Origin of the sequence: Selenomonas sp. AB3002, assembly GCF_000702545.1 — a bacterium.
Taxonomy (GTDB): domain Bacteria; phylum Bacillota; class Negativicutes; order Selenomonadales; family Selenomonadaceae; genus Selenomonas_B; species Selenomonas_B ruminantium_A.
Genome location: NZ_JNIO01000002.1, coordinates 575,415 through 588,899, shown reverse-complemented (window position 1 = coordinate 588,899; position 13,485 = coordinate 575,415). Strand labels below are relative to the sequence as shown.

Annotated in this window: 12 protein-coding genes; 11 read left to right on the top strand and 1 reads right to left on the bottom strand. The window is 53.7% G+C overall.

From position 1 onward, the window contains the following. The first annotated feature begins 130 nt into the window (after positions 1-130). From P159_RS0103045 to P159_RS0103000, 10 genes are all read left to right on the top strand, one after another. Complete coding sequence (locus P159_RS0103045; RefSeq protein WP_029541305.1) at positions 131-967, top strand: class I SAM-dependent methyltransferase; 837 nt, start codon at positions 131-133, stop codon at positions 965-967. A gap of 108 nt (positions 968-1,075) precedes the next feature. Continuing rightward, positions 1,076-2,494: a carbon starvation CstA family protein gene (locus P159_RS0103040; RefSeq protein ID WP_029541304.1), complete on the top strand. Its 1,419-nt coding sequence runs from the start codon at positions 1,076-1,078 to the stop codon at positions 2,492-2,494. Between the two features lie 185 nt (positions 2,495-2,679). Then, entirely contained in the window at positions 2,680-4,125 is a 1,446-nt protein-coding gene (gene uxaC, locus P159_RS0103035) for a glucuronate isomerase (protein WP_029541302.1), read from the top strand. Positions 4,126-4,157: 32 nt separating this feature from the next. Next, on the top strand, positions 4,158-4,658 hold the full coding sequence (locus tag P159_RS0103030; RefSeq protein WP_029541299.1) for a hypothetical protein: 501 nt from the start codon (positions 4,158-4,160) through the stop codon (positions 4,656-4,658). A 64-nt stretch (positions 4,659-4,722) separates the two neighbouring features. Then, positions 4,723-6,132, top strand: coding sequence for a potassium transporter TrkG (locus P159_RS0103025; RefSeq protein WP_051650068.1), 1,410 nt, complete (start codon positions 4,723-4,725; stop codon positions 6,130-6,132). 21 nt (positions 6,133-6,153) lie between these two features. After that, complete coding sequence (locus P159_RS0103020; protein ID WP_029541296.1) at positions 6,154-6,810, top strand: TrkA family potassium uptake protein; 657 nt, start codon at positions 6,154-6,156, stop codon at positions 6,808-6,810. Between the two features lie 393 nt (positions 6,811-7,203). Further along, a complete protein-coding gene (locus tag P159_RS0103015; RefSeq protein ID WP_029541294.1) occupies positions 7,204-8,274 on the top strand; it encodes an ABC transporter ATP-binding protein in 1,071 nt (356 codons plus the stop codon). Further along, on the top strand, positions 8,267-9,112 hold the full coding sequence (locus tag P159_RS0103010; RefSeq protein WP_029541292.1) for an ABC transporter permease: 846 nt from the start codon (positions 8,267-8,269) through the stop codon (positions 9,110-9,112). Before P159_RS0103015 ends, P159_RS0103010 begins: the two co-directional genes overlap by 8 nt. After that, complete coding sequence (locus tag P159_RS0103005; RefSeq protein ID WP_318253485.1) at positions 9,109-9,912, top strand: ABC transporter permease; 804 nt, start codon at positions 9,109-9,111, stop codon at positions 9,910-9,912. Before P159_RS0103010 ends, P159_RS0103005 begins: the two co-directional genes overlap by 4 nt. After that, the gene (locus P159_RS0103000; RefSeq protein WP_029541288.1) at positions 9,909-10,985 is read left to right on the top strand and encodes an ABC transporter substrate-binding protein; all 1,077 of its coding nucleotides are present in this window, start codon (positions 9,909-9,911) and stop codon (positions 10,983-10,985) included. Before P159_RS0103005 ends, P159_RS0103000 begins: the two co-directional genes overlap by 4 nt. Before the next feature lie 88 nt (positions 10,986-11,073). Here the strand turns inward: P159_RS0103000 and P159_RS0102995 are convergent, their stop codons facing one another. Then, positions 11,074-12,765 carry an AAA family ATPase gene (locus tag P159_RS0102995; protein ID WP_037376849.1) on the bottom strand — a complete coding sequence of 564 codons (1,692 nt, stop codon included), beginning with the start codon at positions 12,763-12,765 and terminating at the stop codon, positions 11,074-11,076. Between the two features lie 172 nt (positions 12,766-12,937). Here P159_RS0102995 and P159_RS0102990 point away from each other — a divergent pair, with 172 nt between their 5' ends. Next, positions 12,938-13,420 carry a MarR family transcriptional regulator gene (locus P159_RS0102990; protein WP_029541283.1) on the top strand — a complete coding sequence of 161 codons (483 nt, stop codon included), beginning with the start codon at positions 12,938-12,940 and terminating at the stop codon, positions 13,418-13,420. Positions 13,421-13,485 lie beyond the last annotated feature (65 nt).

The window sequence follows — 13,485 nt, the reverse complement described above, 5'->3', positions numbered from 1 at the left end:
CGGAAGGGGGAATCGAAGCAGTAACGTTATCTTCGCCCCTTCCACCGTCTTCGACGGTCCCCCTTCCCCGTTTCACGGGGCAGGTAAGGCCTGTAAGTTCAGTTTTTCTGCGATTTGAGAGGTTAACTATATGAGGGACGTATTGGAATTTCTCCCTGCAGGAGGCATAAAACAAAAAGTTGATATTCTGACAGTCGACACTTCCCGCCTGTTGCCGAAGTTGCGCAAGCTCTGCCCCTATGCCCGGATAACTGCCGTAACCCGTCTGGAGGAGGTGCCGGAGCTGCCGCCTTTGCAAGGTCTGGAGGTTGACTGGCACGTCCTGGACCACCGCAAGGAGCAGCTGACCTTTCCGGAGGAAGCCTTTGACTATGTGCTGGCAGAAGAAGCCTTGACTACTTGTTACGAACCTTACCTGGAACTGATGGCTCTGGGCAAGCTGGTGAAGGGTACGGGGGAACTTTTCACCCGGTTCTATAATGTGCGCTATCAAGGCGTCTTGGAAGCTTTGCGGCAGGGGGAGTTCAATTACCGGGCGGAGCATCTTTGGGCCAAGGCAGAGGTGGTGCGGCTGATGGATGATACCCTGTTCAAGGAAGTTGCCTTTGCCCCGGGGGAGCAGGACGGCGGGGAGGAAGACGAGAAGGCCTGGGCAGAACTGGGCTTTGATGACTTCAGCCGTGACCTGGCAACTTCTGTCTGGCTGGTGAGGGTCTGCCGCTCCACTGCTGCCGTGGCGAATCTCAAGAGCCTTTACAGTCCGGAACTGCGCCGGAGGCTGGCGTTCCTGCTGCACAGGGTGGAGTATGATATTGATCCGGAAGCAAGTTTCAGGGAATTGCAGGAGCTGTGCAGGGAGGAGCAGATTTTCCCGGACTACCTGGAAGATTTCATAGGAGAAGCCTGCGCTCACCCAAAAAAAGTTTTTTCTTTCCTGTCAAGCAGGAATTTTTTAAATAATCTATAATATAGAGATAGAACCCAGTAAAATTTCATAATCCGGAGGGGAGGCGGACATTAAGAGGATCAGGTATATTTGGGATATTGTGGGAACCAATAGAATGGGGTGTATTGTATGGTAACTTTTTTGGTAGCTCTACTGGCACTGATACTTGGTTTTTTCATTTACGGCAAGATCGTGGATACCTTCTTCGGTCCCACGGACAAGCCTACTCCTGCTGTGGTGCATAATGACGGGGTTGACTACATCCCTCTGCCCACCTGGAAAGTCTTCATGATCCAGCTCCTGAACATCGCAGGCCTTGGCCCTATATTCGGTGCCCTGGGCGGTGCTATGTGGGGGCCCAGTGTTTATCTCTGGATTGTGTTCGGTACCATTTTTGCCGGCGGCGTCCATGACTACCTTTCGGGCATGATTTCCTTGCGCGAGGATGGCAAGAGCATCTCTGAGGTGGTAGGACATCACATGGGTAGTACCATGCTGATGATCATGCGCGTTTTCGCTGTGGTGCTGCTGGTATTGGTAGGTACAGTGTTCGCAACGGGCCCGGCGGGCTTGCTGTCCAAGCTCACTGGCGTGGCCGTGACCTATGTGCTGCCTTGTGTGTTCCTCTATTACTTCCTGGCCACCCTTTTGCCGGTGGACAAGATCATCGCCCGTTTCTATCCTTTGTTCGGCGCCTGCCTTATCATCATGGCGCTGGGCATCATGGGAGCTATGCTCCTGGGCGTGGGCGGTCATCATATGCCTGAGCTTACCCTGGCGAACCTGCATCCTGCAGGCGCTGATAAGATGCCCATCTGGCCGCTGATGTTCATCACCGTGGCCTGCGGCGCTATCTCAGGCTTCCATTCCACCCAGTCCCCCATCATGTCCCGCTGCCTGAAGGACGAGCGTCTGGGCCGTCCTGTGTTCTACGGCGCCATGGTGGCTGAGGGCATCATCGCCCTGATTTGGGCAACTGCCGGCATCACCTTCTATGAGAGCACTGGCGGCCTGGCTGCAGCCATGAAGGCTGGCGGCGCTGGCACCGTGGTTTATGACATTTGCGTTGGCTTCATGGGCACTGGCGTGGGTGCAACCCTTGCCATGCTGGGCGTGGTGGCCTGCCCCATCACTTCCGGTGATACGGCTTTCCGCAGCGCCCGCCTGACCTTGGCTGACTGGATCGGCATGGAGCAGAAATTCCCTGCCAAGCGCCTGATGCTGGCTGTGCCTATCCTGGCTATCGGCGGCATCCTCTCCCAGATGGACTTCAACATCATCTGGCGTTATTTCTCCTGGACCAACCAGACTCTCGCCATGATTGTTCTCTGGACCGGCGCCGTGTATCTCTACCGCACGAAGCCCGGCAGCAAGGCATATCTGATACCTGCTATTCCCGCTACTTTCATGGCAGCGGTGACCAGCACCTACATCCTGCAGGCACCTGAGGGCTTCCAGCTGGCAAGCTCCATCACCTATCCGATAGGTATCGTGTTTGCAGTGGTATGCGTGTTCTTGTTTGCTAAGTCAACACTGATGAAAAAGTAGCGGCGGTTACTTTCTTTGGTGCAAAGAAAGTAACCAAAGAAACTGCGGCCTCGATTTCGTCCGTAAAATCGGAAGGCCGCTGAACGCCCATCCATGGGCTGAGGTTTGAATTATTTGGGCTATTTTATCCGGCCATTTTCGTACGGAAGTGGCCGGATTTTTTAAGAATATTAGGGGGGATCATTATGCGCAGCTTTATGGACAAGGATTTCCTGCTGCAGACGGAAACTGCCAAATCTCTCTATCATAGATATGCGGAGCCTTTGCCCATAGTGGATTATCACAGCCATCTGTCCGCCAGGGATATTGCTGAGGACAGGCAGTACAACAATCTCACGGAGGCCTGGATTGATACGGACCCGTACAAGTGGCGCCTTATGCGCACGGCGGGCATTGAGGAAAAATACATCACGGGCAAGGATACTGACCCTTATGAGCGTTTCCTGAAATTTGCAGAAATCCTGCCCAGGGCTGCGGGAAACCCGGTCTTTCATTGGTCGCACATGGAGCTGAAGAAGTTCTTTGGCTTCCAGGGGTTGCTTTCTGCTGAGACTGCCAAAAAAGTCTGGGATATGTGCAATGAGAAATTCTCCGGCCCGGGCTATTCTGTGCGGGGACTCCTGACCCAGGCCGGGGTGGAGGTGCTTTGCACCACCAATGACCCTACGGAGGATTTGCGTTGGCACAAGAAAATGGCCGAAGATCCTGACTGCTCTATGGAGATACTGCCCACTATGCGGCTTGACTATGTGCTGCGCATAGACCATCCCCAGTGGTGCAACTATATACGGCATGAGTTGGCTGTGTCTGCGGAGGTCGAGGCTGAAGATGTGGCTACCATGCAGGATATCCGAGATATTCTCAAGAAGCGCATCAACTACTTTGAGAAGCTTGGCTGCCGGGCAGCTGATATCGTGCTTGATCACATGTACTATGCTCCTGCAGAAGAGTATGAGCTTGATGATATCGTGGGCAGGACTTTGGGAGAACGAGGCAACCCCGATTGCAACAAAGCAGAGCAGTATAAGACAGCCATGCTCATGTTCCTGGCCAAAGAGTGCACCAAGCGCGGCTGGGTCATGCAGATACGCTTCTCTGCTCTTCGCAGCGTCAACTCCAGAATGACGGAAAAGCTGGGCATTGAGGCTGGCTGTGATGGCATGGGGGACTTCTCCTGCGCCCAGGTGCTGGCAAACTTCCTGAATGCTCTTGATGAGCGCTGTACCTTGCCCCGCATGGTCATATACTCCCTCAATCCTGCCGACCAGGCAGTGATTGGTTCTATCTTGGGAGCTTTCCAGGAAAGCGTGGAGAACCAGGAAGGGGAGGGAATCAGGGGGCGCTTGCAGCAAGGCACGGCCTGCTGGTTCAATGATGCCAAGCGGGGTCTGGAGCGTCAGCTTATCACTGTCAGTTCCCTGTCTCTACTGGGAGAGGACATCGGCATGCTGGCAGATGCCCGCACACCTTTCTCTCTGTCCCGACATGAGTATTACCGTCGCATCCTCTGCAATTTCATAGGAAATATGGTGGAGAATGGAGAATACCTGGCAGATACGGGGAGGCTGGGACTCATGGTCAGGGATGTCTGTTATGCCAACGCTCTGCGCTACTTTGGCTTCAGGGTCTGAGTAGTTTGCAGCAATAGAAAGGAGCAATTTATATGCCAAAGAAAAGCAGCGAAGAAAAAGATGTCAAAGGGGTGGAGTCCAACGAGAAGGCCTTGAAATTCCAGTCCTTCCTGGTGGACAACAACATCAATGTCTTCAGCACGGAGTCTCTGGAAGATGAGTATGAGACGGTGCTCTTCCGTTCCCGCATAGAGGTGCGGGGGCAGATGCTGCCCATGGTCATCATCATCGACAAGAGCGTCTTTACCATCATCCGCACCCAGATTGTCACGGGTATTGAAGATGCCCAGGCAGACAAGCTCAAGACCTATCTCAATGATTTGAACCGGGAGTTCAAGATTTTCAAATACTACCTGCGTGAGGATGGCAATGTCTACCTTGATATCTGCCTGCCCTTTGTGGACGAGAGCTTTGACAGCCAGATGGTGCAGCTCATGCTCTCCATCCTGGTGAAACATCTGGAGGCAGTCTACGGCGATGTCATGGCCTTTGTCTGGGCCAAGGATGACAAGGCAGAGAAGAAAAAGAAGTAAGAACAGATTTTGCAAGCCTTCCTAAAAGGGAAGGCTTGTTTCCTAAAGAGGGGAGGGATGGCCTTTGGATGAGGAAAAGATGGACAGGGATCTGGAGGGACTTGCGGTCTTCCGTCCCCTGCAAAAAGTAACCGGGGTCAAGGCCCAGCAGGAATTCCGCCTGAAACCAACCCAGACTATCTTGCTCAGTTTTGTATTGATGATTGGCATAGGCACCATTTTGCTTATGCTGCCCATAAGCTCTGCCAGGGAGACGAGCCTGCCCTTCATTGATGCCCTTTTTGTGTCCACCTCTGCCTCCTGCGTCACGGGATTGACGGTGGTGGATGTGAAAAATGACCTGAGTTTCTTTGGCAAATGCGTGATGATTATGCTGATACAGGTGGGAGGCCTGGGAATCATGACACTGGGCACCATGGCCGTCCATGCCATGGGCTACCGTTTCCGCCTGAGGGAAAGCCTGACCTTGCAGGAGTCACTGGGCCAGAGCGGCCGGTCGGGGCTTTTTGAGCTGATACGGCGCATGATAAAGTATACACTGGCAGTGGAGGGTTTCTTTGCCCTGCTATTGACGGTGCATTTTATCCCGGAGTTTGGCTTCGATGCCATAGGCTATGGCATCTTCCATGCGGTTTCTGCCTTCTGCAATGCCGGGTTTGACCTCTTTGGGAATTATGACAGCCTGTGCAAGCGGCAGGATGATATTTTCCTGCTGGCGGGTATTGGCTTGTCCATTATCCTGGGAGGCATTGGCTTCACGGTCATGCATGATGTCATGCACCGCAGGAAATGGCACAGGTTTTCCCTGCATACCAAGATAGTGCTCGCTGTCAACAGCGTCCTGATTGTTGGAGGCACCTTGCTTATCTTCGGGGTGGAAAGCCGCTATGACGGCGTATTGGTGGGCATGCCCCTGGCAGAGCAGCTGGCCAATTCCGCCTTTATGTCAGTTTCTTGCCGCACGGCGGGGTTCAACAGTTTTGATATCGCTGCGTCCACCCAGGTCACCAAGTTTGCCATGATCATCCTCATGTTCATTGGGGCATCGCCCCTGTCTACTGGGGGCGGCATCAAGTGCACCACCATCTTTGTCCTGCTGCGCTCCGTATGGGCGATTTTCCGCGGTGAGAACGAGGTCACTGTCTTTGGCAGGACTATCAGCACCAGAGCGCGGAACCAGGCCTTTGCTATTTTCACTGTGGGCACCCTCTGGGTAGTGACCATGGGAATCCTGCTGGCAGTGGTTGACGGAGAAACAAATGACCTGGGGAGGGTGATTTTTGAGACAGTTTCTGCCTTTGGCACCGTGGGCATGGGCATTGGCATTACGTCGGAGTGGGATGAATGGGGCAAGGTTCTGCTGTGCCTGACCATGCTGCTGGGCAGGGTGGGCATCATGACCTTCCTGCTGTCCCTGATACAGCAGAGGCAGTCCATCGTCAAGTATCCGAAGGAAGAGATTATGCTGGGCTAGATTGAAGGAAGTGCTGAAATTATGGGAAGCAGGAAGCAGTTTGCTGTATTGGGACTGGGCCGCTTTGGTCTCAGCGCTGCCAGGACTTTGGAAGAGATGGGGGCTGAGGTTCTGGGGGTGGATATGGATGTGAACCTGACAGAGAGCCTGACGGGCATTTTGTCCCAGGTGGTGAGTTTTGACATCCGTGATGCCAGGGGGCTTGACCAGGTGGGCATAGGCAATTTCGATGCAGTGATCATTGCCTTGAAAAATCTGGAAGCCAGCCTTATGGCTACTATGCTCTGCAAGGAGAGGGGGGTTACCGAAATCGTGGTGAAGGCCATTGATGAACGCCATGCAGAAATGGCCCGCAGGCTGGGAGCTACCCAGGTGGTCTTTTCGGAGCGCGATATGGCACGCCGCACGGTTATGCATCTGGTGAGCAAGAATGCGGTGGACTATATCGATCTGGCGGGCAGCGTCAAGATCATCAGCATCATCGTGCCGGAGTCCCTGGTGGGGAAAAGTCTCATCGAGTCAGACCTCAGGAGGCTCTACAATATCGTGGTCATCGCCATCCGCCATGGGGCAGAGACCATGGTCACCCCTTCGCCCTCCTATTGTTTTGCCGAAGGAGACAATCTCTTCATCATCGGCACTGAGCAATCCCTGGCAGAGTTTGAGCGTGATTTCTGAGCAGGCAGGAAGGGGGACCTTCCTGCATACATAATACATTGAAAGTTCAAAAAATTCCCTTGACTTTTGCCCGCCGATGAAGTATCATTGAATCAAGCCCAAAGAGGTGAGGTGTTCCACCTCAAGTGGCAGCCGACATGCAAATCTAATCGGGAGGGGAGTCCGATGGGCTAGTTAGGCCATAGGGCAATTGCAAGATGAGTGAAGTGAATAATGACTGCGTATGGTAACCGCCTGAGGTGACGAGAAAGCCTGGGCGGTTATTTCATTGCCTGAAAATGCTTTCTGAAAAGAATCTCAAAGCAAGGCTTAAAGCTATCGTTTTTCAAGTAGTTTTGTGGTATCATAACATGGTTAAGCATTGTTATTTTGCAAGAAGGAAAGGGTCGATAAATGGCGAAAGAGCTTTTGCGCCTTGAGCGCGTCAACAAGGCCTTTGATGGCCGGCAGATTCTGGAGGACCTGGATCTGACTATCCATGAAAATGAATTCCTAACCCTTTTGGGGCCTTCGGGCTGCGGCAAGACGACTATCCTGCGTCTGATTGGCGGCTTTGAGATGCCTGACAGCGGGAAAATCTGGTTTGACGGCCAGGATATCACGAACCTGCAGCCGGAGAAGCGCCAGGTGAATACTGTTTTCCAGAAGTATTCCCTCTTTTCCCACATGGATGTGGCGGAGAACATCGCCTTCGGCCTGAAGCTGAAGGGCAAGAGCTCAAGCTACATCAAGGATAAAATAAAATATGCTTTGAAGCTGGTGAATCTGGACGGCTATGAACATGCCCGGGTCACCCAGATGTCCGGGGGCCAGCAGCAGCGCATTGCCATCGCCCGGGCTATCGTCAACGAGCCGAAAGTGCTGCTGCTGGACGAGCCTCTTTCTGCTCTTGACCTGAAGCTCAGGCAGAACATGCAGCGCGAGCTGGTGAAAATCAAGCGCGAGCTGGGCATCACCTTCGTCTTTGTCACTCATGACCAGGAGGAAGCCCTTTCCATGTCCGATACGGTAGTGGTCATGAACCAGGGCTGGATCCAGCAGATCGGCACCCCGGAGAATGTGTACAATGAGCCGGAGAATGCCTTTGTGGCAGACTTCATCGGTGACAGCAACATCATTGATGGCATCATGGTGCGTGACAAGCTGGTGCATCTCTTGGGCAGGGACATTCCTTGCATCAATACGGGTTTTGGGGAGAACGTGCCGGTAGATGTGCAGATCCGCCCGGAGGATATCCAGATCTGCGCTCCTGGGGAAGGCCAGTTCAACGGCAACATCCGCCAGGTGGTTTTCAAAGGCACTGTCTATGATATCACCATCGAGGCCGGTGGCTTTGAGTGGCTGGTGCAGACCATCACGGGCCATGAGCAGGGCAGCGAAGTGGGCATCCGCCTGGCTCCGGCCAATATCCAGATCATGGCCAAGCCTGCTTCTGAGGATGAGGAGGCTGTGAGCGATGAATGAGCGCATTGCGGCCAAGCTTGCCACCCACCGCTTCCTGGCTCTGCCCTTCGCCCTCTGGGCGGTGCTCTTTATTGTGCTGCCCTTGTTTTTCGTGCTCTTTACGGGGCTGACAAACGGGGCTGGCAATTTTACCCTGGAAAATATCTCTACGGTGCTGCAAAGCGAGTATCTGAAGGCTCTGGGCCTTTCTGTAGAACTTGCTCTCGTCAGCACCTTTATCTGCCTTTTGCTGGCTTATCCCCTCTGCCTTATCCTAAGGGAGAGGAAAGAGAGCCGGGGGCTTTTGGTGTTCCTGCTTTTCCTCCTGCCCCTCTGGATGAACTCACTGCTTACCACCATGGCCTGGCAGACCATCATGGAGAAGCACGGCCTTATCAATATGTTTTTGGCTTATCTGGGGCTGCCTGAGGTGCACCTCATCAATACTTCTGCTGCCATCATCATCGGCATGGTGTATAATTTCCTGCCCTATATGGTGCTGCCCCTCTATGTGAGCATCAGCCGCATAGATGAAAGCATCATTGAGGCCGCCAGGGACCTGGGGGCGAATTCCTGGCAGACTCTGCGCCATGTGCTCCTGCCCCTGTCCCTGCCGGGGATTGTCAGTGGCTCCACTATGGTCTTCATTCCCGCCCTCACCACTTTCGTCATCAGCGCCCTCCTGGGCGGCAACAAGGTGCTGCTGGTGGGCAACATCATCGAGCAGGAGTTCACGGCTGCCTATGACTGGCAGCTGGGCAGCGCTCTCTCCATGGTGCTCATGGTCTTCATTATCCTCAACATCCTGCTGGAGGCCTTCACCGACAGCGGGGAACAGGGAAAGAAGGGGAGGTCATGATGGAGAAACTGAAGAACGGTTATCTGGGAGCCATTGTGCTCTTTCTTTATGCGCCTATCCTGGTACTGATTGCCCAGTCCTTCAACGCCAGTCGATATCGGGGCCAGTGGACGGGCTTTACCTGGCAGTGGTATGAGCGCCTCATTGAGAATGAAGAAATCATTGCGGCTTTCACCAATACCCTGACCATTGGCGTGACCTCCGCTATCCTTGCCACTTTGCTGGCTTTGGTCACGGCTCTGGGCATGAGGCAGATGGGCCTCAGGGGCAGGATGCTTTTCAGAGGCATTGCTAACGTGCCCCTTTTGAATGCGGATATCGTCACGGGCATTTCCCTGATGCTGCTGTTTTTGGGGCTGGGGCTCAGGCTGGGCTATGATACTATTCTGCTGGCCCATATCGTCATCAGTCTGCCCTATGCCATGCTCTGCATCCTGCCCCAAGTGCTTTCAATGGACGATGTGTGCTATGAGGCGGCCAGGGACCTGGGAGCACCGCCGGTGACGGCTTTTCGCAAGGTGATCCTGCCGGAGCTGGTGCCGGGCATCGTGGCGGCCTTTCTCCTGTCCTTTGCCATGAGTGCCGATGATTTCATCGTCACTTACTTCACCAAGGGGGCAGGCATCGAGACTCTGACTACGGAAATCTATGCAGAATTGAAGCTGGGGGTACACCCTGAGATGTATGCCCTTTCTACCTTGTTCTTCTGCGGCGTGCTGGTCTTTGCAGCCCTCCTGATGCTGAACTACAAGGTCATCCGTCGTTACCGCGAAGCTGGCAGAGAGGAGGAAGCCGCATGAAGCATCTGCGCTATCTCTTGGCCCTGCTGTTGCTCTTTGTGCCATTTGCCCTGGCTGGCTGCGATATGTTTGCCCAGGAGGAGGAAGAGGGGGAAGATATCCTCTACGTCTACAGCTGGGGGGATTATCTCAGCGAGGAGGTGCTGGAGCAGTTTGAAGAGGAGACGGGCATACATGTGGTGCTGGACGAATACGACACCAACGAGAGCATGTATCCCCGCATCGCCGAGGGGGCAGAGGCCTATGATATCCTGTGCCCTTCGGACTATATGATCAACAAGCTGATACACAATGAGCTGTTGCAGCCCCTGGATTTCGGGAAGCTGCCCAATGCCAGGAAATACATTGGCAAGGATTTCTTCGACCAGTCCAAGGCTTTTGACTGGGAAGGCAAGTACACAGTGCCTTATTGCTGGGGTACCGTGGGAATCATGTACAACACCAACCTGGTGGATGAGCCTGTGGACAGCTGGGCCATTCTCTGGAATGAGAAATACAGGGATAATATCCTCATGCAGGATTCTGCCCGGGATGCCATCATGATTCCCCTCAAGCTGATGGGCAAATCCATGAATACCATGAGCGAGGCTAATCTCGTAAAGGCAAGGGATATGCTCATAGACCAGAAACCTCTGGTGCAGGCTTATGGCGTGGACGATATACGTGACAAGCTGAGCTCCGGCGAGGCGGCTCTGGGGGTTATCTTCTCCGGTGAGGCCATCAACCTCATGGAAGCCAACCCCGATCTGAAGTTCCAGCCCGCCCCCAAGGAGGGCACCAATGTCTGGATTGACGGCTGGGTGATTCCCAGGAATGCCCGCCATGTGGAAAATGCCCATAAATTCATCAACTTCATGTGCCGCCCGGACATAGCCGCGGATAATTTCCGTCGGCTGGGCTACTCCACTCCCAATATTGCTGTGCGGGAGCTGGTGGAGGATGAACTGGAGGACAAGGCAGAGATAGCTTTCCCTCCCGAGGAAGTCTACAAAGGACAGGAATCCTACAGCTACCTGGGGGAGGAACTGGACAAGATATATACCAAGCTGTGGCTGCAGGTGAAGGTGTCATAGCCTTCCCGGTGCCGAAAGGCAGCAGGAAGATGTCCTGATAGCAAAAAGGGAACGCTGCGCGTCCAATTGACGCGTGCGTTCCCGTTTTTCATTCCTGTGTGCCTGTCATGCAGACCTTCTTGCCGTGGAAGGCGATGCCGTAGCGCCAGATATCTGACGCGCCCTGACGGGATAGCTCGGCACAGTATTCCTTCTCTGCAATCTGCTGCAGGGCTTCTTTTGCCCTTTCTTCCAGTTCTTCCTCAGAGCCAGCGGCTTTCAGCTCCAGGATAACGCCGGGAGTGCCGGGGCGCAGGGGGAAGAAGGCCAGATCGAAGCGGCCGTAGCCGCTTTCGCGGTTTGACTTTACCCTATACTCTCCCTCCATCAGGACGGTGAGGCCAAGCATCAGGCCGTGGTAGAAGCTTTCTGGCTGGGCGGTGTCGTGGTAGCTTACCATATCTCTTAGAATCTTGCTCAAATGCTTTTGGAAAACCGATGCCTTGCCTGCCGTCATGGCCTTCAGCATGGCAAAGAGGGGAACCCGGTTGCCAGGGCCTGCCACCCTGGCCAGGACTTCGTCTTCGTAGGCCAGCAGGACTTCACGGTTCGGTATCTGCAAGCGGCACCACCAGCGGCCACGGCGATCCTGCCAAGTGTCGATGGCTTTCAGGTAGCCTGTGGTCAGGAGCATCATGTAAAGGGCATTGTCATCCGTTTCGATATCTGGGTAGATGATGCCCTCATCCATCAAGGACTCTACATAAGATTCCCGAAAACTGAGCAAGCTCTGCAACTCTTCGTAGCGGTCTTCGCTGGCATTTTGAAGCAGGACTTGCAGAATGCTATTGCCGGAGACATTGACCCAATATCGCTGGAAATTGCAGTCATTGTCGAGGTATTGGATAACCGACCAGGGGTTATAGATTTCGGCCTGACCGAATCGATAGCCATCATACCACTGTGCCAAGTCTGGCAGTTTGTCAGCTGCACCGCATTCGGCCATGAGTTTTGCGGCTTCCTCCGGGGTAAAGCCGAAGATGTCGCAGTAGCGGTTTGACAGCACCGAGCAGACCTTGAGATTGTTCAGACCCGAGAAAATGCTCTCCTTGGAAATCCGCGTGATGCCCGTCAGGACGGCAAAGCCTAAGGCAGGGTTCGTTTTCAGGGCAGCCCCCAGGAATCCCCGCATGAAGTCTATGCACTCCTGGTAGTAGCCATTTTCCCAGGCGGAAAGGATAGGGGCATCGTATTCGTCAAGCAGCAGGACAGGCTGGGTTCCATAGTGCTTTTCCATGTATGCCATAAGTCGTTTCAAGGAAATAGCCATGTCTTCCTCGGAACCTTTCCCTGCCAGTATCAGCTTGAAATATTCTGCTTCTGGCTCTTCAAGGTTATTGCTGTCCAATATGCAACGCTGCTGTTCATAGATCTCTTGCAACAGAGAAGCAAGCATGGCCAGCATGGACGTGTGACTCGGGCGACGCACTTCCTTGAGGGTCAAAAACACTACCGGCCGGGTGCCCTGCTGGTTCATGTATTTCTCACCGGCCCGCTCTATGTCCAGCCCTGCAAAGAGCTGGCGGTTCTCTGCGGCATTTTCGAGAGTGAAGAAGTACTGCAGCATGGAAAGGCTCAGGGTCTTGCCAAACCGCCGGGGGCGGGTGATTAGGGTGACGACCCCCTGAGTATCTATGAGTTCTTTGATGAATCTGGTCTTGTCTATGAAATAATAGTTGTCCGTTACAAGTCGTTTGAAATCCTCAATGCCCACGGGCATGGGCCGCTTTAACTCCTGCATTACTGTCACCTCATTTCGTAGAACTTTCTAATATCATTGTAGCAAATAGGTTAGGGGTGTCAACATGAAGTCATTTCTTAGAAGGTTTTCGTTGACATTCCCAGGTTGATTAGCTATAATCACATCATGATAGTTAGCAAACTAACTAATTTGCAAGTGAGGAAGTGAGCATGTGAAGCGGGAAATGATACCTACCTGGGAAGAGCTGCAGAAGCACAGGGAACTGGTGGCGGAGATAAATCCCTCGGCGGTCATCGCCATGCTGCGCATCAAGCAGGCGGCGGAGGAAATCCAGCAGGGAATCCTGGATATCCTGCAGAGCGAGTACCATCTTTCCGAAGGAAAGTTCTGCGTGCTGGTGGTGTTGCATCAGCACACCGAGGGCATTGCCCCTTCGGTGCTGGCAGAGAAGGTGGGGGTGACCCGGGCCACCATCAGCAGCATGCTCCAGCGCATGGAGCGGGACGGGCTGGTGGCGGTGAAAGCTGACAAGGCAGATGCCCGCAGCAAGAAGGTGAAGCTCACCCGCGCAGGCAATGATTTCATGCAGGAGATTTTGCCTCCGCATTATCTGAGGGTTTCCAAGCTGATGGAAAAGCTCAGCGAGGAGGAGCAGAAGGAAGTCATCAGGCTGCTGCACAAGCTGACGGATTGACAGGAAAGGGCCGCAAGGCCTTTGTACGGGAAGATAGTTAGCATTCTAATTAAATAAGGAGAAGA